This window comes from Cupriavidus sp. D384 (assembly GCF_001652915.1).
Taxonomy (GTDB): domain Bacteria; phylum Pseudomonadota; class Gammaproteobacteria; order Burkholderiales; family Burkholderiaceae; genus Cupriavidus.
The window spans coordinates 15,730-41,017 of sequence record NZ_BBQI01000088.1; the positions used below are offsets into that span (position 1 = coordinate 15,730).

25 protein-coding genes are annotated in these 25,288 nt (G+C 65.9%); 13 read left to right on the plus strand and 12 right to left on the minus strand.

The annotated features are described in order from the left end of the window. Positions 1–13: 13 nt before the first annotated feature. A complete protein-coding gene (ampC, locus tag A9J21_RS17375) occupies positions 14–1,231 on the minus strand; it encodes a class C beta-lactamase (protein ID WP_066737831.1) in 1,218 nt (405 codons plus the stop codon). Positions 1,232–1,382: 151 nt separating this feature from the next. Between ampC and A9J21_RS17380 the strand changes: the two genes are divergently transcribed. Both A9J21_RS17380 and A9J21_RS17385 read left to right on the plus strand, forming a co-directional pair. Further along, positions 1,383–3,119 carry a Na/Pi cotransporter family protein gene (locus A9J21_RS17380; RefSeq protein WP_066737838.1) on the plus strand — a complete coding sequence of 579 codons (1,737 nt, stop codon included), beginning with the start codon at positions 1,383–1,385 and terminating at the stop codon, positions 3,117–3,119. Beyond that, positions 3,116–3,538: a VOC family protein gene (locus A9J21_RS17385; protein ID WP_066737840.1), complete on the plus strand. Its 423-nt coding sequence runs from the start codon at positions 3,116–3,118 to the stop codon at positions 3,536–3,538. The genes A9J21_RS17380 and A9J21_RS17385 overlap by 4 nt, the downstream gene beginning before the upstream one ends. A 6-nt stretch (positions 3,539–3,544) precedes the next feature. On the opposite strand, the gene A9J21_RS17390 is transcribed toward A9J21_RS17385, so the two are convergent. Then, a complete protein-coding gene (locus tag A9J21_RS17390; protein WP_066737842.1) occupies positions 3,545–3,907 on the minus strand; it encodes a glyoxalase superfamily protein in 363 nt (120 codons plus the stop codon). Between the two features lie 168 nt (positions 3,908–4,075). On the opposite strand from A9J21_RS17390, the gene A9J21_RS17395 reads away from it, so the two are divergent. Continuing rightward, positions 4,076–5,239: an AAA family ATPase gene (locus A9J21_RS17395; protein ID WP_066737844.1), complete on the plus strand. Its 1,164-nt coding sequence runs from the start codon at positions 4,076–4,078 to the stop codon at positions 5,237–5,239. A gap of 129 nt (positions 5,240–5,368) precedes the next feature. Next, positions 5,369–5,827, plus strand: a complete 459-nt coding sequence (locus A9J21_RS17400) for a carboxymuconolactone decarboxylase family protein (protein WP_066737846.1) — start codon at positions 5,369–5,371, stop codon at positions 5,825–5,827. An 83-nt stretch (positions 5,828–5,910) separates the two neighbouring features. Here A9J21_RS17400 and catA read toward each other — a convergent pair whose 3' ends face one another. From catA to A9J21_RS31060, 7 genes are read right to left on the minus strand one after another with little or no spacing between them, the layout of a single operon-like run. After that, entirely contained in the window at positions 5,911–6,828 is a 918-nt protein-coding gene (gene catA, locus A9J21_RS17405) for a catechol 1,2-dioxygenase (protein WP_066737848.1), read from the minus strand. 39 nt (positions 6,829–6,867) lie between these two features. After that, entirely contained in the window at positions 6,868–7,929 is a 1,062-nt protein-coding gene (locus tag A9J21_RS17410) for an NADH:ubiquinone reductase (Na(+)-transporting) subunit F (RefSeq protein WP_066737850.1), read from the minus strand. 12 nt (positions 7,930–7,941) lie between these two features. Then, on the minus strand, positions 7,942–8,304 hold the full coding sequence (locus A9J21_RS17415) for a phenol hydroxylase subunit P4 (protein ID WP_066737852.1): 363 nt from the start codon (positions 8,302–8,304) through the stop codon (positions 7,942–7,944). A 38-nt stretch (positions 8,305–8,342) separates the two neighbouring features. After that, positions 8,343–9,878 carry an aromatic/alkene/methane monooxygenase hydroxylase/oxygenase subunit alpha gene (locus A9J21_RS17420; protein ID WP_066737854.1) on the minus strand — a complete coding sequence of 512 codons (1,536 nt, stop codon included), beginning with the start codon at positions 9,876–9,878 and terminating at the stop codon, positions 8,343–8,345. 37 nt (positions 9,879–9,915) lie between these two features. Continuing rightward, the gene (locus A9J21_RS17425; protein ID WP_066737856.1) at positions 9,916–10,188 is read right to left on the minus strand and encodes an MmoB/DmpM family protein; all 273 of its coding nucleotides are present in this window, start codon (positions 10,186–10,188) and stop codon (positions 9,916–9,918) included. Further along, entirely contained in the window at positions 10,185–11,195 is a 1,011-nt protein-coding gene (locus A9J21_RS17430) for an aromatic/alkene monooxygenase hydroxylase subunit beta (protein ID WP_066737858.1), read from the minus strand. Before A9J21_RS17430 ends, A9J21_RS17425 begins: the two co-directional genes overlap by 4 nt. Positions 11,196–11,222: 27 nt before the next feature. Beyond that, positions 11,223–11,393, minus strand: a complete 171-nt coding sequence (locus tag A9J21_RS31060; RefSeq protein WP_082926484.1) for a phenol hydroxylase subunit — start codon at positions 11,391–11,393, stop codon at positions 11,223–11,225. 339 nt (positions 11,394–11,732) lie between these two features. Here A9J21_RS31060 and A9J21_RS17435 point away from each other — a divergent pair, with 339 nt between their 5' ends. From A9J21_RS17435 to A9J21_RS17465, 7 genes are all read left to right on the plus strand, one after another. Then, positions 11,733–13,415, plus strand: a complete 1,683-nt coding sequence (locus tag A9J21_RS17435) for a sigma-54-dependent Fis family transcriptional regulator (protein ID WP_066737860.1) — start codon at positions 11,733–11,735, stop codon at positions 13,413–13,415. Between the two features lie 66 nt (positions 13,416–13,481). Further along, positions 13,482–14,177, plus strand: coding sequence for a FadR/GntR family transcriptional regulator (locus tag A9J21_RS17440; protein WP_066737862.1), 696 nt, complete (start codon positions 13,482–13,484; stop codon positions 14,175–14,177). Between the two features lie 42 nt (positions 14,178–14,219). Then, positions 14,220–15,632, plus strand: coding sequence for an FAD-binding oxidoreductase (locus A9J21_RS17445; protein ID WP_066737863.1), 1,413 nt, complete (start codon positions 14,220–14,222; stop codon positions 15,630–15,632). 97 nt (positions 15,633–15,729) lie between these two features. Beyond that, positions 15,730–16,938 (plus strand): efflux RND transporter periplasmic adaptor subunit, encoded by a 1,209-nt coding sequence (locus A9J21_RS17450; RefSeq protein WP_066737865.1) that lies wholly within the window; start codon positions 15,730–15,732, stop codon positions 16,936–16,938. A 3-nt stretch (positions 16,939–16,941) separates the two neighbouring features. Beyond that, positions 16,942–17,688: an ABC transporter ATP-binding protein gene (locus A9J21_RS17455; protein WP_066737866.1), complete on the plus strand. Its 747-nt coding sequence runs from the start codon at positions 16,942–16,944 to the stop codon at positions 17,686–17,688. A 3-nt stretch (positions 17,689–17,691) separates the two neighbouring features. Continuing rightward, positions 17,692–18,846, plus strand: coding sequence for an ABC transporter permease (locus tag A9J21_RS17460; RefSeq protein ID WP_066737867.1), 1,155 nt, complete (start codon positions 17,692–17,694; stop codon positions 18,844–18,846). A 15-nt stretch (positions 18,847–18,861) separates the two neighbouring features. Continuing rightward, positions 18,862–20,028, plus strand: coding sequence for an ABC transporter permease (locus tag A9J21_RS17465; protein WP_066737868.1), 1,167 nt, complete (start codon positions 18,862–18,864; stop codon positions 20,026–20,028). 33 nt (positions 20,029–20,061) lie between these two features. Here the strand turns inward: A9J21_RS17465 and A9J21_RS17470 are convergent, their stop codons facing one another. Together A9J21_RS17470 and A9J21_RS17475 are read right to left on the minus strand one after the other, a co-directional pair. Then, positions 20,062–21,006: a YihY/virulence factor BrkB family protein gene (locus A9J21_RS17470; protein ID WP_404851390.1), complete on the minus strand. Its 945-nt coding sequence runs from the start codon at positions 21,004–21,006 to the stop codon at positions 20,062–20,064. Positions 21,007–21,117: 111 nt separating this feature from the next. Then, positions 21,118–22,008: a LysR family transcriptional regulator gene (locus A9J21_RS17475; protein ID WP_066737870.1), complete on the minus strand. Its 891-nt coding sequence runs from the start codon at positions 22,006–22,008 to the stop codon at positions 21,118–21,120. 125 nt (positions 22,009–22,133) lie between these two features. Between A9J21_RS17475 and A9J21_RS17480 the strand changes: the two genes are divergently transcribed. Continuing rightward, complete coding sequence (locus A9J21_RS17480) at positions 22,134–24,035, plus strand: FUSC family protein (protein ID WP_066737871.1); 1,902 nt, start codon at positions 22,134–22,136, stop codon at positions 24,033–24,035. A gap of 162 nt (positions 24,036–24,197) precedes the next feature. Next, the gene (locus A9J21_RS17485; RefSeq protein WP_066737873.1) at positions 24,198–24,500 is read left to right on the plus strand and encodes a hypothetical protein; all 303 of its coding nucleotides are present in this window, start codon (positions 24,198–24,200) and stop codon (positions 24,498–24,500) included. A gap of 84 nt (positions 24,501–24,584) precedes the next feature. On the opposite strand, the gene A9J21_RS17490 is transcribed toward A9J21_RS17485, so the two are convergent. Beyond that, entirely contained in the window at positions 24,585–25,163 is a 579-nt protein-coding gene (locus A9J21_RS17490; protein ID WP_066737876.1) for a J domain-containing protein, read from the minus strand. Positions 25,164–25,288: the final 125 nt, after the last annotated feature.

The window sequence follows — 25,288 nt, forward strand, 5'->3', positions numbered from 1 at the left end:
GCTGGTCCGGGTGTTACCGGCGCGGCTGTCCCGCCGCGTCCAGCGCCTGCAGGATCGCATACGCAGCCTGCACGCGCGCCGGGATCGGCAGGTTGCGATTTGCCAGCATCACCACACCGATCCGCCGTCCGGGCACGAATGCCACATAGGCGCCAAAGCCATTGGTCGAACCGGTCTTGTTGATCAGCACATCGGCGGGCGCCGGTTGCGGTGGCTCGATGCGCTGCACGGCCTGGGCGTCGCGAACCATGCGGGCGTCGTTGCCGGCCTGCAGCACGTCCAGCGCCACCGGCCAGCCGTAGCGTTCCCACCCGAGCCCCTGCGTCATGCCGCCCACCCGGAAATACCCCGTATGCGTGGCGGCCAGCGCCTGGCGCAGCGCGGGGTCGGAGACGGCCTGCCCGTCGATATTCAGTTCGACATAGCGGATCATGTCGGCGGCGGTGGTCTTGATACCGTAGGCCTGGCCGTCGAACACGCCAGCCGACGCACGCACGGGCTTGTCGTCCTTGTAGCCCCACGCGTAGTGGGCCATCCGGGCACGTGGCACGTCGATCCAGGAATGGCTCAGGCCGAGTTTCGGGATCAGTTGCCGCGTCATCGCGCTTTCAAACGAGGTGTCCAGCGCCTGGGCGGCCGCCAGGCCGAACAGTCCGATGCTGACGTTCGAATAGCGCCGCTGCGTGCCCGGCGCAGCTTCGGGCTGCCAGTTGCGCAGCCAGTCGATCATCTGCGGCATGGAATTGATGGCGTCCGGCACCTGCAGCGGCAAGCCCCCGGCCGTGTAGGTGCCCAGTTCCAGCAGGCTGATCCGGTCGAACGCGCTGCCGGCAAGCGTTGGCAGGTGGCGGGTGGCCTTGTCATCAAGCGAGAGCGCGCCGCGCGCCTGGGCCCAGGCGGCCAGCGTGGCTGTCAATGTCTTGCTGACCGATCCGATCTCGAACAGCGTGTCGTCGGTCACGGGCTGGCTGCCCTGCCGCGATGCCACGCCGTAGTTGAACACCTGGTGCCGCCCGCCGGCGGTGACTGCCACCGCCATGCCCGGCACCTTGTACTGGGCCATCACGGGCTGCACTGCGGCGTCGACGGCCTGGCGAATCGCGTCGGTGCCAACTGCGGGTGCGGCCAGTGTGGCCGGGGCAAACACGGCAAGCGTCAACGCGAACAGCCCGGTACGTACCGGACGGCGGGTGGCAAGGCGGCGGAGCGTGGGGGCGACGGTGGGATTCATCGGTAAACCGGAGGGCTGGTGCCAAGGCAAGGATCGCATTGTAGCTGCGCCGACAGCCGCCGCAGCGGGGTGACAGGCCTGCCCGTTTCGGCCTTTTTTGGTGCGTGGCGGCCTACAATGGCGGCTTCGCCGTCCTGATAGGTCTATTGCCATGCAGCCCGGTGCGTCGCTGAACCTGCTTGAAATCGTCGGCCTGCTGGTAGGTGGGCTGGCCCTGTTCCTGTATGGCCTGGACTGCATGACCGGCGGCCTCAAGGCGATTGCCGGGGCGCGGCTGCAGTCGCTGCTGGGCACGCTGACGGCCAGCCGCTGGCGCGGCGTGCTGGCCGGGGCGGGCATCACCGCGCTGCTCAATTCGTCCACCATCACCACGGTCCTGCTGGTGGGCTTTGTCTCGGCCGGGCTGATGACGCTGGCCCAGTCCATTCCGGTCATCATGGGCGCCAATATCGGCTCCACGCTGACGGCCCAGATCATCGCCTTCAATATTTCCGCGATCACGCCGTTCCTGCTGGCGCTGGGCTTCCTGCTGCATGGCTTTGCAAAGCGGGAACTGCTGCGCCAGCTGGGCGGCGTGGTGCTGGGCCTGGGGCTGCTGTTCCTGGGCATCGAGTTCATGGGCAATGCCACCCGGCCGCTGCGCAACTTCGAGCCGTTTATCGCGGCCATGCAGGACATGCGCAATCCGCTGCTGGGCATCGTGATCGGCGCCATGTTCACGGCCATCGTGCAGAGTTCGGCCGCCACGCTGGCCATCGTGATCGCGCTGGGCAGCCAGGGGCTGATTCCGCTGGAGTCGGGCATCGCGCTGATCCTGGGCGCCAATGTCGGCACCTGCGGCACGGCGCTGCTGGCGGCCATCGGCAAGAATGCCGAAGCCACGCAGGTGGGCATCGTCCACCTGTTGTTCAACGTGCTGGGCGTGCTGTTCTTTGCGTTCATCATTCCGCAGTTCGCGGACTTCGTGCGGCTGGTGTCGCCCAGCGCGCCGGAGCTGGCCGGCGCCGCGCGGCTGGCCGCCGAAACGCCGCGCCAGGCCGCCAACGCCCATACCATCTTCAGCGTGGTCAGTACGGTCATCCTGATCTGGTTCACGGGGCCCATCGGCCGGCTGGCGCGGCGGATCGCGCCGGCCACCCGCAAGACGCTGCACGACCCGGGCGCGCCGCGCTACCTCGACGACACGCTGCTCGACATGCCCGCGCTGGGCATTGCCCGTGTGCAGCTGGAACTGACCAGCCTGGGCCGGCAGGTGCAGGCGCTGGTGGAACGCGGCGCCGATATCGCCGTACGCGGCACGGCGCAGGACGTGGTGGCAATCGCCGGGCAGGACCAGGCCGCCGAGTCGCTGAGTACGGCGGTTCTTGGCTATATCGGCCAGCTGTCAGACGGCAACGACAGCGAGGACGAAAGCCACCAGATGGTGGATCTGACCCGCATCGCGGCCACGCTCGATGCCATTCGCGAAGTGGCGACCACGAGCATGCTGGCGCTGAGCCAGCGCCGCCTGTCGCAAGGCGCCGATGCCGACCGCCTGGACCGCCTGCGCAGCCCCACCACCATGGCCTTCGCCAAGGCCGTCATCGCGCAACTGGAAAGCGCGGTGAATACGGTGGCCCACCCCGATATCGACGCCGTGGCCCGCATCGTGGCGGCCAAGCCCGCGCTGGAAGCCATGGCCGGCGCCGCGCGGCAGGGCATCATGGCGGAACTGCATCTGCGCAGCCCCGATGACGTGGCGAACTTCCGGCTCGCCAACGACATGATCGAACATCTGAACGAGATCGCGCGGCTGTCGCGCGCCATCGCCAAGGCAACCGCGTCGCTGCGCGATGTGCGCCTGGACGATGCCGGCGCCGTGCCGTCCACCTCCAGGGAGATCCCATGAAACCCCGTATCTCGGTGCTGACGCTGGGTGTTACCGACCTCGAACGCGCGGTGCGCTTTTATCGCGACGGGCTAGGCCTGGCGACGCCGGGCATCATCGGCAAGGAATTCGAACACGGCGCCGTGGCGTTCTTCGACCTGCAGGCTGGCCTGAAACTGGCGCTCTGGGCGCGCGACAACCTGGCCTGGGACACCGGCCTGCCCGCCAGCGCGCCCTGCCCCACGGGTTTTTCGGTGGGTCACAACGTGACGAGCAAGGACGAGGTGGACCAGGTGATGGCGCAGGTTGCCCGCGCGGGCGGCACCATCGTCAAGCCGGCCCAGGACACGTTCTATGGCGGCTACGCCGGTTACTTCCAGGATCCCGATGGCAACCTCTGGGAAGCGGTGTGGAATCCGTCCATCCTGCCTGCCGACTGATCCAGGCTACGCCGCCTGCTGGCAGAAACACAGCCGGTTGCCGAAAGGGTCCTTGACCTGTAGCTGGCGGCCCCAACCCGCGTCTTCCACGCCAGGCTTCGCGTATCGGTACTGGCGCCCGGTCAGTTCGCGGTGAAGGGCGTCCACGTCATCGACCGGTACGAAGACGGCTGACCCCGGGGTGGCGTCGCCATAGTGCTCGCTCAGATGCAGCGTCAGCCCGGATCGCGAGACCTGGGCGTAGAGCGGGAAGTCGTCGCCAAACCGGTGTTCCCAGTCCAGCGTGAAACCAAGGAAGTCGAGATAGAACTCTTTCGCCTTGTCGACGCAGAAGATGCGCAGGATCGGGATGGCTGGCGACAGCTGCATGAGGGACTCCTGGTTTGTCGGCAAATGGCCATTTTGCCATCGGACGGCACCATGAATATGCCTTTTGTGCCACTTTTACACCGGCCGCCACGATCCAGCGAAGACTTTTACTTTGATTTATAGAAATCCTATAATTATTGGGATTTCATAATTCAGTCTAAACCTGCCATGAGCTACGTCTACAAGCGCCCGGAGCTTGCCCGCCAGATGGCGCGCCAGTTGCTGCATCCCAGCGTTCTGGACGAAGGGCTACGTTCCGGCTTGTTCCTGTCCGGTCTGCGGCGCATCGGCAAGACCACGTTCCTGCTCAATGACCTGATCCCCGCGCTCGAAGACCTTGGCGCGATCGTGATCTATGTGGACCTGTGGAGCGATCCCCAGCGCAGCCCTGCCTCGCTGATCCGCGATGCGATCCGCGAAAAGCTGTCAGAACTGGAATCGCTGCCGGCCACCGCCGTGCGCAAGCTCCGCCGGCTGGCCGGTGCCGACATCGGCGCGCTCGGCTTCAAGTTCGGGTTCAAGCTGGACACGCTGGGCGAACCCGGCGGCGCCACGCTGGCGCAGGCGCTGGGCGAGGTGGTGGACCAGGGCCGCACCGATGTCGTGCTGATCGTCGACGAGGTGCAGCACGCGATCACGTCGGAGGAAGGCAACCAGATGCTGCTGGCGCTGAAGGCCGCCCGTGACGCCATCAACCCCCGGCCCAACACGCTGGGACACTTCCTGTTTGTTGGCACGGGCTCGCACCGCGCCCTGGTTGGCGAACTGACGGCGCGCCGCAACCAGGCATTCACGGGTGCCACATCGGTCGCCTATCCGGTGCTGGACAAGGAATACGTGGCCTACCTGCTGCAGCGCCTGTCCGCCGAAGGCTTTACCGCCCAGCCTTCGCTGGACGTGGCCGTCAAGGCGTTCCAGACGCTGGGCCACCGGCCGGAGGAGATGATCAAGGCGCTGCGCCAGCTGCATTTCCACCTGCCGCCCGGCAGCAACCCCGACGAGCACCTGCCCGTGATTGCCAATACGCTGCGCTCCACGGCAGCCGATATCGAACTGATGAAGCTGGAACAGCTCGGTGGGCTGGCTACGGCCATCTTTGACCGGATTGCCTCGGCCGAAGGCGACGCGCGCGGCCTGTTCTCGGCCGATGCGGCGGCAGCCTACTCGAAGGCCATCGGCCGCGAGGTCAAGGTCGAAGAGGCGCAACCGGTGGTCAACGAACTGATGGCCACGAACCTGATCATGCGCAAGGGCCACGGTCTCTACGGCATTACCGACCCGTTCGTGCAGGAAATGTGGCGCGAACGCAAGGCCATCGAAGGCAAGCTCTGACGGCGCCGAAAGGTATTTCGCAAGAAATTTTGCCAAACCTGTCACAACCGCGTTTCGCCACGCGTCTTATAGGCAAACGGATGCGAATGGCGCGTCCGTCTTCCTGAAAACGACCCATTGGAGAACCGCATGTCCGCACGCCTCAACTTCTTCCCCCTTGCCCAGACCAGCCAGAAGGCCCTGATTGCGCTGTCGCAATCGTGCAAGAAGAGTTCGCTCGGCGAACGCCTGGTCGAACTGGTCCAGTTGCGCGTGTCGCAGCTCAACGGCTGCGGCCTGTGCATCGACATGCACTGGCGCGACCTGATCAGGCAGGGGGTGGACCCGCGCCATCTGAACGCCATCGCCGGCTGGCGCGAGGCGCCGTTCTTCGACGCCCGCGAACGTGCCGCGCTGGGCTGGGCCGAAGCGATGAACGCCCTGCCGCACCGTGACGACACCGACCGCGCCTACCCGGCGCTGCGCGAGCACTTCAACGAGGAAGAGATTGCGCAGCTCTGCTACACCGTGGCCGCCATCCGCGCCTGGAACGTGATGAACCTGAGCCTGCACAACCAGATCCCGCTGAACCCGCCGCCGGGGATGTGAATCGCACTTTCCCGAGTTTTCTCCCCCCTCTCCCGCCCTCTCCCGCCCGCTCGCGAGATGCGCGAGCGGGGAGAAAACAGTCCTCAAGCCGCCATCGCCGCCCGCTGCCGCGCCACCTCGGCCTGCGGCGCGCTGGCGTTGTCCGTGTGCAGCGTGAAGTCGAAGCGGATCATCGCAAACGGCCTGTCCACGCCCGCCGCCTGCATGGCGGTCGGGTCGTCGACGCGCGTCACCGGCGGCACCAGGCCATCGCGCGTGGCAAACGCGAAGTCTTCCCACAGGAACGGGTCGCCGTCGATATTGATCTGCGTGGTCAATTTACGATGTCCCGGGGCCGACACGAAGAAATGGATGTGTGCCGGGCGGGTGCCATGGCGATCCAGTTGCTTCAGCAGGCGGTCGGTGCTGCCGCCCGGCGGCACGCTGTAGCCCACCGGCATGATGCTGCGGAAGCGATAGCGGCCGTCCGCGTCGGTCACGATGCTGCGGCGCAGGTTGAACGCACTCTGCGTCGGGTCGAAGTACGAATAGTTGCCCAGCGAATTGGCATGCCAGACCTCCACCACGGCATTCGGCAGCGGCTGGCCGCCCGCGTCCCGGACCTGTCCTGCCATCACCAGCACCTCGCCTTCGTCGGTGCCGTCGTCCAGGCGCGCCTCGCCCCGCGCCACCGGTGCGCCGGCCACGTAGAGCGGCCCCTCGATGGTCCGCGGCGTGCCGCCGTTGATGCCGGCGCGCGCCTCTGCCTCGTCCATGCGCAGGTCCAGGAAGTGGTCGAAGCCCAGCCCCGGCGCGATCAGTCCAAGCTCGCCGGCGCGGCCGGCTTCGGCCAGGAAGTTCAGCCCGGACCAGAATTCCTCGGGCTGCACGTCCAGGTCTTCGATCATGTAGAACAGGTCGCGCACCATGCGGTGAACGATGGCGGCGATGCGCGGGTTGGCGTGCTGGCCCGTGGTTTCCTCGATACGGTTGAGCACGGCGTCGATCTGGATCTTGTCCATGGTGGTCTCCTTGGTGGGTCTTTTCTCGGGGTTTGCTCGTTACAGCGAACGGAACAGCGGACTGCGGGTGGCCTGGCTGGCATCGGCCGCCGACAGGAACTTCTCGGTAAAGATGTCCTTCTCGAACAGCCGGCCCTGCATCAGCGTGGCGATGCAGGATTCGATCATCGGCGGCGGCCCGCACAGGTAGGCGCGCCAGCCTCGGAAGTCGTGCCCGAAGTGGCTTGACGCCACGTCATGCACATAGCCGCGCTCGCCATCCCATGCGCTGCCCTGCGGTTCGGCCGACAGCACCGGCACATAGGTGAAGTGTTCGTACTGCGCCGCCAGCGCCTCGAAGGCCTCGCGGTAATACAGTTCGTCGGCGGTACGGGCGCCGTGTACCAGCACGATCTGGCGGGTATCGCCCGACGCCAGCAGGTCCAGCACCATCGAGCGCGGGCTCGACAAGCCCGAGCCACCGGCCATGAACACCAGCGGTCGCGGATCGCTCTTGCGCACGAAGAAGCGCCCCAGCGGCCCCGACAGCTGCAATCGCTCGCCTACCGCCAGTTTTTCGTGGATATACGATGTCGCGCTACCGCCCGGCACCAGCCTGACATTCAGTTCGATCTCGTCCGACGACGGCGCCGACGCAATCGAAAAGGCGCGTGGCGCGGCCTCGTTGCCGACCCACAGGTTCACGTACTGGCCCGGCTGGAAGCGCAGCGCCTCGGCGCCCTCCACCCGCAGGAACACCCCCTTGATGGTCGGCGTCAGCGCCTCGATGCGCGTGACTTCGGCCGTAAAGTCCATCAGCGGCAGGCACTGATGGTCGGGATCGGGCTCGATATCGGCCTCGATGGTCATGTCGGACAGCGGCGTGGCGCAGCAGGCCAGGCATTTGGCTTCCTCGCGCTCGAAATCCATCAGCGCGAAGGGCGACGCCTCGCCGTGGTCGATCTCGCCGTCCAGGGTCTGCACCTTGCAGGTACCGCACAGGCCGTGCCCGCACGCGTGCGGCAGCCATACGCCGGCGCGCAGGCAGGCGTCCAGCAGGGTCTGGCCTTCATCTACGTCGATGGTCTGGCCCAGCGGCTCGATGGTCAGTTGGTAGCGCATGGCAACCTCCGCTTAGTTGAATGACCCGCCGATACCGGCAAGCCCCGGCGTGCGCAGCCGCAGCAGCGACTTGTGGCCCAGGCCGTTGTCGGTCAGGCTGGCCTGCGCGTCCGGCGTGAACGGCGCGTCGCCGCGCAGCCATTCCACGCGCGCCCAGTCGATGGCCGCGCCTTCGGGGTGGGCCCCCAGCAACGGCACCAGCACGTTGTCGACCAGCGCGCCGAATGGCATGTCGGGTGGCAGCGGCAGCGTGAACGGGCTGCAGAACAGCCGGTGCTGGTCCCACCCGAAATACACCAGCTGGTTGCCGTGAAAGTTCTCCACGCGGTCGCGAACCTCGCCCGTATAGCCGGGCGCCAAGGCGATGACTGGCATGATCTGTCTCCTTCTGCTTCTGTCAGTGCTGACGTTGCTTACTCGTGGCCGGTCCAGCGCTGCCAGTTCGCCCGGTCCTGCGAATCGGCATAGTCGCCACGGTCTTCGGGCTTCAGGTGGTACCAGTCCAGCACCTCGGGCAGCGTGGGGCCGCCGCAGTTGCCCTGGAAGATCTGGTGCACCGGCAGCCATGACTGCACGTATTTCTCGGGCTCGCCCAGGAACACGTCGCGGCAGCCGTCCGAGCAGAAGTGGTAGTGCTCGCCGTCGTGTTCGGCGTGGCGATAGCAGACCTGGGTGGGGTCGTCGGGCTCGGTGAACGCCATCGGAATCTGGCAGATCTGGCACAGCATCGGCAGGCCGGGGTTGGTCCAGCGCTGGCCGGCGTCGTGCTGCTGCTTCCAGTAGTCGAAGCGCGGCCGGTAGTGCTGGTCGAAGCTGTCGGGGTACTTCTGCGCCAGCCAGTCCAGTTCGTTGGGCTCGGGCACCCAGGTGTGGATGGCCGCCGCGTGGTTGAAGTTGTAGAAGATGCCCCACGCGATATGCGACAGGTGGTCTTTCTCCTTCGCGGCCTGCTCGTGGTACTTGGGCATGCGGATGCCGTAGCGCGCCAGGTCCTTGAACAGCGCGCCGCCGTTTTGCTCGAAGTAGATCTCCCAGGCCTCCTTCCAGCTCATCACGCGCTTGGGACACATGTAGTCCATCATCATCGCCACCAGCGTCAGCAGCCGGTAGCCGCGCCAGAACCACTTGTCGATCCACTTCTGGATGATGGGCAGGTTGGCCGGGTCCTGTTCGAGCATGAACTTGACCACTTCCAGACCCAGCGTCATATGGCGCGACTCGTCGGACTGGGCCGAGAACCCGAACGTCACCGTCGCCATGTCGCCGTTGTACGCCGCGCCCGACATGAACGGCATGAACAGCAGGTTGGTCAGCACGTATTCGAACGAGAACGAAATGGCGGTGATGAACTCGAACGGCCCCGCCGTCATCGCGTCTTCGAAATACGACTTGGGCACCGACAGATACCAGAGCCGGTCATGCAGGTGGCGCCAGTCGGAAAAGCCGTTGAAGAACTTGTTGTAGTGGCTGATCGTGTGGATCTGCGTCTGGCAATGGCGCAGTTCGTCGATCGACTGCATCTGGCAGGCCACGCGGGCGCCCACGCCGCGCAGGCTGCGCCCGGCCATGGCGAAACCGCGATGCGCCGCATATTCCAACGGCGACACGCCGGTCAGGAACAGCTTCAGCGCGTTGACGTAGCGGGCGTCGCTGACGTTGAGCTGGCCGTTGTTCTGCTGAAAGGCGTCGATGATCGCGTAGAGCTTGCGCTCCTTTTCCGACTGGAACTTCCAGTAGGCGTCCATCGTCAGGCGGAACGGGTCTTCCCAGCCGTTCCAGTCGTGGATCACGATGCCCTCGAACTTGTCGTGCGGAAAGACCTTGTCCATGGGCTGGTAGGTGGTGTCCCAGCCCAGGTCGCGGGTCAGCACGGCGTACTTGTCCTTGAGCGACAGCTTGGGCCGGGCGGCTTCCCGGGCGGCCATGGCGGTGGCGGTTGCGGTGGTCATTGCCTGTCTCCTGTGTTCTGTGGGGCCGGCGCGGGCTTTACTGCCACGCCAGCACGAATGCGTCTTCGGTCTCGTCGATATGGCCGGCCAGCGAGATCAGGCCGAGCTGCAGTTCCTGCACGTCCCAGGTGCGGCCGATGCGTTCTTCCACGCTGGCACGCAGGATCGACAGCCGCCCCGGCGCGTCGATCTTGACCATCGCCGGGTAGTGGTTGACGGTGGCGTGCGGGTTGTCGGCCTCGATGGCTTCGATCACCGGGCGCATGTCGTCGGTGGCCTGCAGCGCGATGAATACCGGTGCGTCGCTCATGGCTGATCTCCCTGGGGTTGAGTCAAACCCAGCCCGGCCAGGCGCTTGCGCAGCCCATCCACGGCCTGGGTCAGTTCGGCATCGGCATCGGCGCCGAACAGCCGCATAGCCAGCGGGCGCAGCGCATGCGTGAAGCGCTCCAGCCAGCCGCTGGCGAATTCGCCGATGACGGCGGCGTTGTCGGGGCTTTCCTGCACGGCCGTCCTGACCGTGGCATCGACCCAGCGCGCCGATTCGCCATACCAGGCGGTCATGAAATCGGTCACCAGCGAGAACGCCGGATTGGACGAAAGACGATGTCGCTCGAACTGCTGGTAGACCAGCGGATACACCAGTCCGTCCAGCACCAGGTTCTGCGCCACATGCAGTTCGAACCAGTCGTCGCGCACCAGCAGGTCTTCGGTCGCATGGCGCAGCGGCTGCCAGGCCATGTCTTCCATCCAGGCCGTCTTGGCCTGGTCCACGGCGTCCTTGTCGCCGATCAGCAGCCCGATGCGCGTCAGGTACTGGGCGATGCCCAGGCGGTCCATCGTGTGGAACATGGCCGCCTGGGTGATCGCGGAGCCAAATCCGTAGGCGGTGATGGCCGCGTTGTTCATGTTGGCGGCCCACTCCAGATGGCGCAGCGGCACCACGCCTGCGATCAGCAGTTCGCGCAGGTCGGCCGGCAGCGTGGACAGCAGGCCGCGCTTGTCAACGAACTCCAGGTTCTTCTCCATCGCGTCCTGCTGGCGGGCGCGGGCGTTGACGTAGGCGCCGTAGAAATATTGGCGCGGGTCCTTGAGCGCGTACCAGTCCTGCATCACCACGCGGGTGCGGCGCGCGTCGTAAAGCTCGTACTGCGGCTGCCACAGCGGGCGATAGTGGAAGCTGGTCACCGGCTGCAGGTCGTACATGGCCTCCTGGTAGCGCGTGGCGGGCTTGTCCGCGCCCAGCCGCCGGGCGATATTGGCAAAGGTCTGCCGGATCGGACTGACGCTGGCGTCGGTCCGGATATCGATTTGCATGGCTGTCTCCTTATGGGTGTTATCTGTTCAGTTCAGCAACTGGGCGTGCTGGTCGCGGCAGAACGACTGGAACTGCTCCGGCGGCATCACCAGTTCCACGAAGATCGCCGGATCGCCAATCGAGAACTCGAATTCGACCCAGCGCTCGTCGCGCTCCACCACGCGCACGTAGCGCTGGTCCGGGGTGGGAAGTGGCATGTCTCGCTCCTGTTGCCTTGCACACACCGGGCGGTGCGCGCGTTTTTGTGGAATCGGGTGCAAGGCATATAGCGAGCCGCGTGCCAGGCCGCGAAAATCGTTGTGGCACAAGCGATTGCGGGAAATTGGCGGTTCTGCCATGCGTCAGGCTGCTTGATCATTTGATGAGGGGATCAAGGCCGTTTTCATCAAATGATCAAATCGCCGGGCGCTGCGCCGCAGCATCGGCGCAAAGGGGCGCGTCAGCCCCTATCGGGGATCGCCAGAGGCCGTGCTAGGCTTCGCGGAAAGACGAGGCGCTTCGCCAGAAAGCGCCCGCAGGAATCTGGAGTGACGAGGATGACAACGCCCCCCAAAACACCGCCCAAGCTGCCCCCGCAATCGCAAGACCCACCGCCTGGCGCCCCGCCCTTCGACCTGGCATCGCTGCTGACCATCGACGCCCGTGCGGCGCAGATCCGCCTTGGCGAATCGCGCATGGTGCTGATGCATACCGAAGCGTTGAGCTACCTGCGCCGGGAGATTCTCGACACGCTGGGCATCGAGCGCGGCAAGGGCCTGCTGATCCGCATGGGCTACGCGCAAGGCATGCGCGATGCCGAGATGGTCAAGCGCGAGCGCAAGGAAGAACTGGCCAGTTCGCCGCACGAGGCGTTCCTGTGGGGCCCGCAACTGCATATGCTCGAAGGCGTGACGCGCGTCGAGCCGGTGCGGCTGGAGGTAGACCGCGACACCGGCCACTTCTACGGCGAATTTCTCTGGAAGGATTCGTGGGAAGGCGAGGCGCCGTTCAACGAGGCGCTAAGCCGCGAGGAAGCCGGCTGCTGGGTGCAGCTGGGCTATGCGTCGGGCTATTCCAGCACCTTCATGGACCGCCTGGTCATCTACAAGGAGACCGAATGCGCGCGGCGCGGCGACGACCAGTGCCGCATCGTCGGCAAGCCTGCCGAGGAATGGGACGACGCCGAATACCTGAAGTACTTCGAGCCAGACTCGGTGATCAGCGACCTGCTCTCGCTGCAGCAGGAAGTCAGCACGCTGCGCGAAACGCTGTGCGGCGCCAACCAGGGCAACCTGATCGGGCAGTCGCCGGCGTTCCGTGAAGCCTTCACCCTGCTTTCGGCCGCCGCGGACAGCCATATCACGGTGCTGCTGACCGGCGAAACCGGCGCCGGCAAGGAGATGTTCGCGCGCTGGCTGCATGACAATGGGCCGCGCGCCGAGCAGCCGTTCGTAGCCGTCAATTGCGCGGCGATTCCGCATGAACTGGTGGAATCCGAGCTGTTTGGCGTCGAGAAAGGCGCCTATACCGGCGCCCAGCAATCGCGGCCGGGCCGCTTCGAACGGGCTCACGGCGGCACGCTGTTCCTGGACGAGATCGGGGACCTGCCCCCGGCAGCCCAGGTCAAGCTGCTGCGGGTGCTGCAGAACAACGAGGTGGAACGGCTGGGCAGCGTGGAAGCGCGCAAGGTCAACGTGCGGCTGATTGCCGCCACCAACGTGAACCTGGCGCAGGCCATCAAGCTGGGCCAGTTCCGCGCCGACCTGTTCTACCGGATCAGCACCTACCCGGTTGCCATCCCGGCGCTGCGCGAACGCAAGGAAGACATTCCCGAGCTGGCCCAGGCTTTCATCACCCGCTGCAACGCACGCTACCAAAAGCAGGTGCGCGGCCTGACCGGCCGGGCGCGCGACGCGCTGGTGCAATACCCGTGGCCCGGTAATATCCGTGAGCTGGAAAACATGATCGAACGCGGCGTGCTGCTGGCGCCGGCCACCGGCATGATCGACGTGCCCCACCTGTTCGCCAGCCAGCAGATGGGCGCCGGATGCCCGGAAACCAGCGAGGACGCCGATGCGCTGATCGAAAAGCTGCTGAACCAGCAGGTGTCGCTGCCCCAGATCGAGGCCCGGCTGATGCAGCTGGCGATCACCACCACGCGCGGCAACCTGTCGTCGGCGGCGCGGATGCTCGGTATTACGCGGCCGCAACTGGCGTACCGGCTCAAGAAGGACGGATAGGTGCTGGGCTTATTAAGGGTTATCACCTAGTTTTCATATAACCAGAAAAGCGTAAGGTGCTGGCCTATGCAGACAAGGCCCATCACCCTGACCGAGCGCGTTATCCAGCAACTGCGCGGCGAAATTGCCGACGGGACGTTTCCCGTCGGTGCGCGGCTGCCTACCGGCAAGCAGCTGGCCGAACGCTACGGCGTCAGCGCGGCCGTGATCCGCGAGGTGACCGAGCACCTGCGGTCGCAAGGAATGATCGAAAGCCGCCAGGGCCTGGGCAGCACCGTGCGGTCCCGTGTCAGCGACAGTGGATTCCGGCTGGCCGGCAGTGCCGATGCCACCGACCTGGCCGCGATTTTCGAACTGCGGATCGACCTGGAAAGCGCGGCGGCCGCCATGGCGGCCCGGCATCGCACCGAAGCCGACGTGACACGCATGTCCGCCCTGCTCGATGCCATAGCCGCCCGGATCGACGATCCCGACCACGGCGTGGAGCCCGACATCCAGTTCCACATCGCCATTGCCACGGCCACGCACAACCCGTATTACCTGCAGTTGCTGCAGTACATGAACCTGCAATTGCACCAGGCCGTGCGCACTGCACGCGTCAATTCCAGCCGCCAGCCTGGGCTGCCCGCGCGTGTGCATGCCGAACACGTGGCGATCTTCGATGCCATCCGTGCGCGCGACGCCGAACTGGCCCGCCTGCGTGCCACCGAACACCTGCGCAACGCCGCTGGCCGCCTGGGCCTGCCGCTGCGCCAGTCGTAAATCCGCCAAATCCACTGAATTCCTCGATTTCCGAAGCCGATCATGTCCGATATTGCATTCGCCCAACGCCTGACCGAAGCCCTTGGCCCAGAGGTGGTTGCCACCGCGCCCGATGACGTGGCGCCCTGGCTGTCCGACTGGCGCGGGCTCTACAAGGGCCACGCGCAGGCCGTAGTGCGGCCGCGTACCACCGCCCAGGTGGCGCAGGCGCTGGCGCTGTGCCAGCAGTCAGGCGTGCCCGTGGTGCCGCGCGGCGGCAATACCGGGCTGTGCGGCGGCGCTGCGCCAGGCAACAGTCCGGCCAACGTGGTGATCAGCCTCGACCGCATGGACAAGATCCGCTCGATCGACACCATCGCCAACACGATGGTGGCCGAGGCGGGCTGCATCCTGGGCAACCTGCGCCGCGCCGCCGAGGAAAACGACCGCCTGTTCCCGCTATCGCTGGCGGCCGAGGATTCGTGCCAGATTGGCGGCAACCTGGCCACCAACGCCGGCGGCGTGAACGTGGTGCGCTACGGCATGACGCGCGAACTGGTGCTGGGCGTGGAAGCGGTGCTGCCCAACGGCGAGATCTTTCATGGCCTGCGCACGCTGCGCAAGGACAACACCGGCTACGACCTCAAGCAACTGCTGATCGGATCGGAAGGCACGCTTGGCATCATCACGGCCGCCGCGCTGCGCCTGTCGCCGCGCGCCGACTCGCGCGCGGTGGTGCTGGCCGCCGTGGAATCGTCCGCGCAGGCGCTGGAGCTGTATTCGCTGCTGTTCGCCCGTTGCGGCGCCCGGCTGCAGGCCTACGAGTTCTTTACCGGTGCCTGCCTGGACCTGGTGCTGACCCATGCCGAAAACGTGCAGGCACCGTTTGCCGAGCGCCATCCAGCCTATGTCCTGCTGGAAATTGCCGATACGGCGTCCGAGGATGTGCTGAACGCATTGCTGGAATCGGTCATCGGCGAAGCGCTGGAACGGGGCCTGTGTCTTGACGCCGCCGTATCGGCATCGCTGGCGCAACTGCAGGGCCTGTGGCGCCTGCGCGAAGAAATCTCCGAGGCGCAGCGCGCCGACGGCCTGCACCTGAAGCACGACGTGTCGCTGCCGATCGAGAGCATCCCGGCGTTCATGGCGTCGATGGAGGCCCGCCTGGTCGCCCGCCACCCGGGCATCCGGCCGTTCATCTTCGGCCATTTCGGTGACGGCAACCTGCATTACAACCTGTCGCGCCCGCTGGGCGCCGACCCGAAATGGGCGCTCGGCGACGGCAAGGCCGTCAGCGACGAGGTGATGGAGGAAGTCGCGCGCTACAACGGCAGCATCAGCGCCGAACACGGTATCGGCCAGCTCAAGCGCGACGCGTTCCTGGCCCTGAAAGATCCGCTGGAACTGCGGCTGATGCGCGCCATCAAGCAGGTGTTCGACCCCAGCGGCATCATGAACCCGGGCAAGCTGCTGTAACGGCTTCCGGTGGACGTGCTTTCAGGCGCTTTCCGGCCTTGCACAGTCGCTATACTGGGAGCCTTTTTCTGCATACCGCAACGAAACGGTTCCCAAATTGGCTGATCAAGACCTGAGCAAGCTGAAAATCGACCGCAGTGCCATGGCACCCGCGCCGCGCCGGCGCCGCCGCTGGGTGCGTTACGCGATCATCGCGGCGATCCTGCTGGTGGTTATCGGCGTTGGGGCGCGGCTGGCAGGCCCGCAGCCCGTGGAAACCACCACGATCACGGCGGCCTACCCGTCCCAGAACTACACGCTGCTGAACGCCACCGGCTACGTGGTGCCGCAGCGCAAGGCCGCCGTGGCCTCGAAGGCCCAGGGCCGGCTGGAATGGCTGGGCGTGCTGGAAGGCTCGCGCGTGAAGAAAGACGAGATCATCGCCCGCGTGGAAAGCCGCGACGTGGAAGCTTCGGCCGCCCAGGCCCGCGCGCAGGTGCAGGTGGCAGAGGCCAACCTGCAGTTGCAGCAGGCCGAACTGCGCGATGCCGAGGTCAACCTGAAGCGATCTGAGATGCTGCTGGAACCGAAGGCCATCTCCAGGCAGCAGTACGACGCCGACCTGGCGCGCTACAACAAGGCGCGTGCCTCCATCAACAATTCGCAGGCGTCGATCACGTCGGCCAAGGCCAACGCCCGGGCAGCCGAGGTGGCGGTCGAGCAGACCGTGATCCGCGCTCCGTTCGACGGCGTGGTGCTGATCAAGCACGCCAACGTTGGTGACAACATCACGCCGTTTTCGGCCGCCGCCGACACCAAGGGCGCCATCGTGACGATTGCCGACATGGATACGCTCGAAGTGGAAGCGGACGTCGCCGAATCGAATATCGCCAGGATCACGGTGGAACAACCGTGCGAGATCCTGCTCGATGCGCTGCCCAACCTGCGCATGGCCGGGCGCGTGTCGCGCATCGTGCCGACCGTGGACCGGTCCAAGGCCACGGTGCTGGTCAAGATCCGCTTTGTCGACCGCGACCAGCGCGTGCTGCCCGACATGAGCGCCAAGATCGCCTTCCTGTCCAAGCCGGTGCCGCCCGAAGACAACAAGCCGCTGACGGCCGTGCAGCCGTCGGCGGTGGTGGACCGCGACGGCAAGCCCGTGGTGTTCGTGGTGGCCGATGGCAAGGTCAGGCAGATACCTGTCACCCGGGGCGCGAAAGTTGGCGAACTGCTGGCCGTGCAGGGCGTAAAGCCGGGCGAGACCGTGGTGCTGGCCCCGGCCGACAAGCTGTCGGACGGCGCTCGCGTCACGGTCACCAAGAAGTAAGACATGTCCGCCCCGCTCGACCCTTCCACGCCCTCCGCCCCGGTCACGCCGCCGGCCCCGCTGGTCTCGATCCGCCACCTGGCCAAGTCGTACCAGCGCGGCGCGCAGATCGTGCCGGTGCTGTCCGATATCTCGCTCGACATCGCGGCGGGCGACTTTATCGCGCTGATGGGGCCGTCCGGCTCCGGCAAGAGCACGCTGCTGAACCTGATTGCCGGTATCGACCGCCCCGATAGCGGCGAACTGCTGGTGGGCGGCGTCGATATCTCGGAACTGCCCGAGGCCTCGCTGGCTGACTGGCGCGCCGCGCACGTTGGCTTTATCTTCCAGTTCTACAACCTCATGCCGGTGCTGACCGCCTACGAGAACGTGGAACTGCCATTGATGCTGACGCGGCTGAGCCGCGCCGAGCGGCGCGAGCGCGTGGAGATGGTGCTGGGCATGGTGGGCCTGTCCGATCGCATGGACCACTATCCCACCGAGCTGTCCGGCGGCCAGCAGCAGCGCGTGGCGATTGCCCGCGCGCTGATTACCGATCCGACGCTGATCGTGGCCGACGAACCGACTGGCGACCTGGATCGTAATTCGGCCACAGACATCCTGGCGATGCTGCAACGGCTCAATACCGACCTGGGCAAGACCATCATCATGGTCACGCACGACGCCCATGCCGCCGAAGCCGCCAAGTCTCTGGTTCATCTGGAAAAAGGCGAACTGCTCCAGGGCGAGCAGCGCGGCCGGGAAGCGTAGCCCATGTTCCTGCCCAAGCTGATCGCCCGCAACGCCATGCGCCACAAGCTGCGCACCGCGCTGACGGTGCTCGGCCTGGTGATCGCGGTGCTGGCCTACGGGCTGCTGCAGACCGTGGTCGATGCCTGGTACGCGGGCGCGTCGGCGGCGTCCAACGCGCGGCTGGTCACCCGCAACGCCATCTCGCTGACCTTTGCGCTGCCGCTGAACTACGAATACCGGATCAAGGGCGTCGATGGGGTGACGCAGGTGGCACGCTCGAACTGGTTCGGCGGCGTCTACCGCGACCCCAAGAACTTCTTCGCCCAGTTTGCCGTCTCGGACAATTACCTCGACCTGTATCCCGAGTTCATCGTCCCGCCCGAGCAGCGGGCCGACTACCAGCGCGACCGCCGCGGTGCGCTGGTGGGCCGGCAACTGGCCGACCTGTACGGATTCAAGATTGGCGACGTCATCCCGATCAAGGGCACGATCTACGCCGGCACCTGGGATTTCGTGGTACGCGGCATCATGGACGGCCGCGACGAAAGCACGATCACGCGCCAGATGGTGTTCCACTGGGATTACCTGAACGAAACGGTGCGCAAGAAGAATCCCAGGCAGGCCGACCAGGTGGGCGTGTTTATTCTGGGCGTCGATAACCCGGACAATGCCGCCGCGATCTCGCGCGCGGTGGACAACGTGTTCAAGAATTCCCTGGCCGAGACCCTGACCGAGACCGAACAGGCTTTCCAGCTTGGCTTTGTGGCGATGTCCAACCAGATCATCGCGGCCATTCGCGTGGTGTCGTATGTGGTGATCGTCATCGTGATGGCCGTGATGGCCAACGCCATGGCGATGAGCGCGCGCGAGCGCATCACCGAATACGCCACGCTGAAGGCGCTGGGCTTCGGCCCTGGCTTCCTGTCATTGCTCGTTTTTGGCGAATCGATGATCATCAGCGCGTTTGGCGGCGCGCTGGGCATGTTACTGACACCACCGGCGGCCCGCTTCTTCAAGCAGGCCGTGGGCGGGGTGTTTCCGGTATTCACCGTGTCGCACGAGACCATGGCGATGCAGGCTGGCTGTGCGCTGGTGGTTGGCGTGGCCGCCGCCATCGTGCCGGCGGTGCAGGCCGCCCGGGTGCGGATCGTCGAAGGCCTGCGGGCCATTGGCTGACGGGAACGCGCGCAGATGGTCATTCCGCTCCACTACATCGCCCGCAACGTCTGGGCCCGGCGCCTGACCACGGCGCTGACGGCCGGCGGCCTGGCGCTGGTGGTCTTCGTGTTCGCGACGATGCTGATGCTCGATGCGGGCCTGAAGCAGACGCTGGTGACCACGGGCGAGCGCGACAACGTGGTGGTGATCCGCAAAGGTGCCGAGACCGAGATCCAGAGCGCCATCTCGCGCGACCAGGCGGCCGCGCTGGAGATGTATCCGTCCATCGCCATGACGCCAGAGGGCCGCCCGATGGCCTCGCGCGAAGCGGTGGTGCTGATCTCGCTGACCAAGACCGGCTACACCACGCCGTCGAACGTGGTGATCCGGGGCGTATCGCCGCTGGGCGTGTCGCTGCGGCCGCAGGTGCGGCTGACCGAGGGGCGCGTGTTCAAGCCGGGATCATCGGAAATCATCGTCGGCAGCAGCCTTGCCAAGGGGTACGGCAACGTGCGCATTGGCGATCACCTGCGCTTTGCGCAGCGCGACTGGACCGTGGTGGGTCATTTCGATGCCGGCGGCAGCGGTTTCGATTCCGAGATCTGGGGCGACGTGGACCAGCTCATGCAGTCGTTCCGGCGCACCAGCTATTCGTCGATGGTGCTGCGGCTGGCGAATACCGACGCCTTCGACAAATTCCGCACCGATATCGACGTCGACCCGCGCCTGGCGAACGAAGCCAAGCGCGAACAGCAGTTCTACAGCGACCAGTCCAAGGCGCTGTCGGCCTTTATCAATATCCTGGGCCTGACGCTGACGACCATCTTCTCGGTGGCGGCCATGATTGGCGCCATGATCACGATGTACGCGTCGGTGGCCAACCGCGTGGGCGAGATCGGCACGCTGCGCGCGCTGGGCTTCCAGCGCACCAACGTGCTGATGGCGTTTCTGATCGAAGCCGTGCTGCTGGGGCTGGTGGGCGGCATTGCCGGCCTGCTCTGCGCGTCGCTGATGCAGTTCGCATCGTTCTCCACCACGAACTTCCAGACCTTTGCCGACCTGTCGTTCCGCTTTTTGCTGACACCGGCCATCATCGTCAAGACGCTGCTGTTCTCGATGGCGATGGGCCTGATCGGCGGGTTCCTGCCGGCGCTGCGCGCGTCACGGCTCAATATCGTGGATGCGCTGCGGGCACGGTAAAGACGCGGGAAACGGCATCGGAGCCGATGACCATCAGGGCGGTGCCTGGTCCCGCCGCGTGGGCGCCTGCCCTTCGTGCACGGCCGGCTGCCTGCGCAGCGACCCGAAGCGGTTGGCATAGAGCCACGTGAATTCCGCCCCCAGCAGAAAGATCTGCGCCGAGTAGTACACCCAGACCAGCACCACCACCAGCGATCCGGCCGCACCGTAGCCGGTGGCGATGCCCGTCTTCCCGATATACAGCCCGATCAGCAGCTTGCCCACCGTGAACAGCACCGACGTGACCACGGCGCCCAGCCATACGTCCGGCCACCGTACAGCGGCGTGCGGCATGATCTTGTAGATCATCGCGAAGACCACCGTGACCAGCACAAAGCTCAGGCCCATGTCGAGCAGGTGGCCCAGCACCTCGCCCTCGCCCAGCATGGGCGACCAGTACCGCCCAATGGCGGCCAGCGCGGCGCTGGCGACAAGCGAGACGATCAGCAGAAAGCCGATGCCCAGGATCATGCCGAACGACAGCACGCGCGCGCGCAGCAGTTCCCAGACGCCCGACGGCTTCTTGCGCTCAGGCACGCGCCAGATGCGGTCCAGCGCGTCCTGCAACTCGGCAAAGACCGTGGTGGCGCCCACGAACAGGGTGACGGTACTGAGCACCGCCGTGAGCGACCCCTTGGCAGGCGAACTGAGCGAGATCAGCATGCTTTCGATGGCCTTGGCGCCCTCCACGCCCACCAGGCCGCCGATCTGCTCGACCACCGCGCCGCGCGCTGCTTCGTCGCCATACACCAGCCCTGCAATGGCGATCACGATCAGCAGCAGCGGCGCCACAGAAAACACCGTGTAGTACGCGAGCGCGGCGCCCATGCTGGGCGCATAGTCGTCCAGCCAGGCTGACACCGTATCGCGCAGCAATCGCGCAAAACTCCGAACCGATCGTTTTTCCGCCACCACTGGCTGCATCGTCAGGACTCCCATGCGGCATCTGACTGAAGCCTAGTGGCTGGTAGCCTCGGCAGCTATCGGTCGGGGTCTGACAGGCCGGCCCGCCCTTACTCCCACGCCTACCCCCACGCCTACCCTCCGCCCCTACCCCATTACCTCCTCGCAAACCTCCAGCCACGCCCGGGCCGCGTGTGACAGGTAGCGTCCCGGCGACCAGATGTGGGCCAGGGCCCAGTCCATGGTCGGTTCGGTCAGACGGGCCACGGCGAGCTTGTCGCGCGTTTCCAGGCGCTTGAGCAGCGGTTCGGGCAGGAAGGTGGTGCCCAGTCCTGCGGCGGCCATCGACGCCAAAAAATCCCAGTGGCCGCTTTGCGCCACGACATGCGGTTCGATGCGCGCTTCCAGAAAGGCCTGCCGCAGCTTGCGCGTCAGCGAGAATTCGTCGGTCAGCATGACCAGCGGTTCTTCGCGCAGCGCCTCCAGCGTCACCGTGCGGCCGCTGGCCCACGCGGCACGATGCGGCCCGACCGCCCAGATTGGATATTTTGCGAACTGCCGCGTTTCCAGCGCCAGGCCCGTATCGCCGGGCAGCACCGTGGCGCCCACTTCAAGTTCGCCATTCGCCACTTGTTGCTCCACCACCTGCCCGCCGTGCTCGGACAGCGTCAGCTGCAGGTTGGGATATCGCTTGCGAAAGGCGCTGACGGCAGGCGAGAAGAACAGGTTGACCATGGGCGGGATGCCCACCGTCAGCTGGCCGCGCCCCAGCGATGACAGATCCGCCACTTCCAGTGTCAGCCGGTGTACCACGCCCAGCGCCTCCTGGCCCCGGTCGTACACCACCCGGCCCACGTCGGTCAGCCGCACCGACTTGCCTTCGCGGATCAGCAGCGGCTGGCCGATCTCGTCTTCCAGCTGCCTGACCATCTTGCTGATGGTCGATTGCGTGACGTAGAGCGACGATGCCGCCTGCGTAAAGCTTTTCAGGCGCGCGGTCTCGACGAAGTAGCGCAACGCCCGGATGTCGATCGGCATGACTGGCCTTTCATGAATATTCCGACTGAAGACGCGAATTTTAAATCATGTATGGAATCTTTGCCGGGCGACTACACTGCCCGTCCTACGCCCCCAATTGCCGGCCCCCCCGGCGCATCACAATCATGGCTAGCTGGCCGCATGCCCGACAGTGGCTGTTTTCGCTGAAGGCATTCGCTGCCGCGATGCTGGCGCTCTATATCGCCCTGTCGTTCGGCCTGCCGCGCCCGTACTGGGCCATGGCCACGGTCTATTTCGTCTCGAACCCGCTCACGGGCGCCACGCGCTCGAAGGCCGCCTATCGCGTGGCCGGCACCATGCTTGGCGCGATGGCCGCCGTGATTACCGTGCCGCAACTGGTGAACATGCCGATCGTGCTGATGGGCGCCATCGCGCTGTGGATCATGGCGCTGGTCTACCTGTCCCTGCTGCAGCGTACGCCGCGCAGCTATGTGTTCCTGCTGGCGGCCTATACCTTGCCGATCGTCGCGCTGCCGGCCGTCATGCAGCCGGCCGACATCTTCGATATCGCCGTGGCCCGCATCGAGGAAATCGTGATCGGCATTGTCTGCGCGAGCCTGGTCGGTGCCATCGTGTTTCCGGCCAAGGTGGCGCCAGCGCTGCGCGAACGGGCGCGCATCTGGCTGGACGATGCGGCAGCCTGGGCCAGCGATATCGTCGCCGCCAACCCCCGCGCGGCCGTCAGCCGGCATCGCCTGGCGGCCGACATGCTGGCCCTGGACCAGCTGATCGTGCACCTGTCCTTCGATATCGAGAGCCAGCAGGCCGTGGACCACGCACGCGCTCTGCGTGGCCGCATGTCGCGGCTGATGCCGGTACTGTCCGGCCTGGAAAGCGTGCTGCAGGCGCTGCGTGACACCCGGGCGCCCCGACTGCCGCGTCTGGCGCTGGAGCAGGCGGCCGCCTTGCTGACCACCCGGCACGCCATCCTGATGCGCGCCTGCGCCGATTTGCGGCAGCGCATTGTCGACCGCCCGGACGCGCCACAGGGCAAGCCGTCGATGAGCGAGCCCCCCGGCAGCGCAACCGGGCACGAGCCCGAACCCGAAGGAGACACCCTGCATCACGACCACGCCATGCTGGTGTTTGGCGCGGTATCGGCTGGCCTGGCCGTGTTCTGCGCAGGCCTGTTGTGGATCTTCTCGGGCTGGGAGGACGGTGGCGGCCCGGTGGCCGTGTCGGCCATCGCCTGCTGCTTCTTCGCCACCATCGACGAGCCGCGCCCCGTGGCGCGATCATTCGTCCGCTGGGCCGCGATCTGCCTGCTGATCTCGTCGTTCTACCTGTTCATGGTGGTGCCGCACGCGCAGACGTTCGAAACACTGGCCGGGATGTTGTCGGTGCCCTATCTGGGCATCGGGCTGCTGATCCAGCGGCCCGGCTTCAACCTGATCGCCATGTTGCTGTCAGTGAATACCGCGTCATTTGCCAATGTGCAGACGGTCTACGACGCCAATTTCGTCGGCCTGTTCAACACGAACCTGGCAAATGCCGCCGCGATGTTGTTCGCGCCGCTCTGGGCCATGCTCGCGCGACCCTTTGGCGCACACGTGGCCGCGCAGCGGCTGATCCGCGCCAGCTGGCAGGATCTGGCGCGGGCCGCCACCTGGCGTGCCGCCGATGCCCATACCCGTGTCGGCGCTGGCATGCTGGACCGGCTGGGGCAACTGATGCCGCGGCTGGGTGCCGGCGGTGGCCGCCTGGCGTCGGACGGATTCACCGAGCTGCAGATTGGGTATTGCACGCTGACCCTGCAACGCGCGCTGCCATCGCTGCCCGTGTCGGCCCGCAAGCCAGTGCGCCGGGTGCTGGGTATCGTGGCCCGCCATTTCCGTGCGCGCATCAAGGCGGGACACACCGTCGAGGCGCCGGATGCCTTGCATGCGTGGATCGAGACATCGCTCGTGCAACTTTCCGCACTGCAGGATCGGGCCCTGGCGGCCGACGTTCAATGCGCGCTCGTGGTGCTTGGCGTCACGTTGCAGACACATGAAAAAACCGACTGACAAATGATTTTTTAAATCATCACAGGAATGCATGGGGCGGCCTACACTTTGTCTCGTGCCGCACCACTCCGATGCGACATCGCCCACAAGGCGTCCCGGACGGCGCGTCCTCCCCCCACCCCCGCCAGACGCGCCGTCCACCCAATCTGTTGAAGACCAGAAATGCACAACTACACGATCAAGTCCCTGCTTGCCACCACGATGCTCTGCGCCTGCACGCTGGCCGCCGCGCAATCCGGCCACGGCATGCAAGACCGCGGCGTCGATGCCGACCGCTACGGCTACGCCATGCACAACGGCCCCCGCGACGTCTTTACCGAAGGCGCCAACGTGCTGGAAAAGCGCGATGTCTACAGCCAGGGTGCCTATGGCACGCGCAAGCCCGATCCATACACCGACGGGGCCCGTACCATCGCCGGCCTTGACCGCACCGGTGTCTCGGCACCGCCGGCCCACAGCGCCTGATCTGCCTGCTCCTGCTTCTTTTCTGCTTTGTTCTCAGTGAGATGAGACTTGTACCGCGTCCCTCGGGACGCGGTTTTTTTATGCTCAGCGGAACCTGAACAGGCCTTCCCAGAACGATTCGAAGGCCGGTTTTTCCGCGCGGGCGGTGCCGGCATCCGACTGGGCGGCGTTCTCCGGGGTCTTGGGTATGTCGGCCATCTTGCGCGACTCATGCAGGGCCCAGACGCTGTTGGCGATGCGGCCGGCAAGCTCCGGCTCGCAGTCCCGGCCCATCAGCACGCCAAACAGCACGTCGCGGCCGTGCCCGTCGTCGGCAAAGCGCATGGCGATGGCAACCATCTTCTCGTAGTGCTCCTGCGCGGCTCGCCGGGCCGCTTCCTGGGCCTCGCGCTCCTGCGCTTCTTCGGCCTCCATCTCGGCGGCATGCTCGGATTCCCAGCGGCGCATTTCCCGCTCGAAAACGTCGTCGTACACCTGACGCTGCTCGGCGTCGGACAGGATCGAATAAGCGTCCCGAATCTGCTGGAAAGCCGCGTGGGCGTCGGCTTCACGCCCCGGATTGCGATCCGGATGCCACTTCATGGCGGCGCGGCGGTAGGCGAGCTTGATCTCGTCCAGGGTGGCATCGGACTGGACGCCAAGCGTCGCGTAGAGCGTAGTCATGGGATGGTTGCGTAAGGGTGCGGCGGAGAACGCGCTCATGCTAGCACGGCGTCCCGGCGCGATTTCCGGCCCGATTTCCGTTGCCACGGCTCGTCCACTTTCGGCCCCGCCCCGAAGCCCGTGGA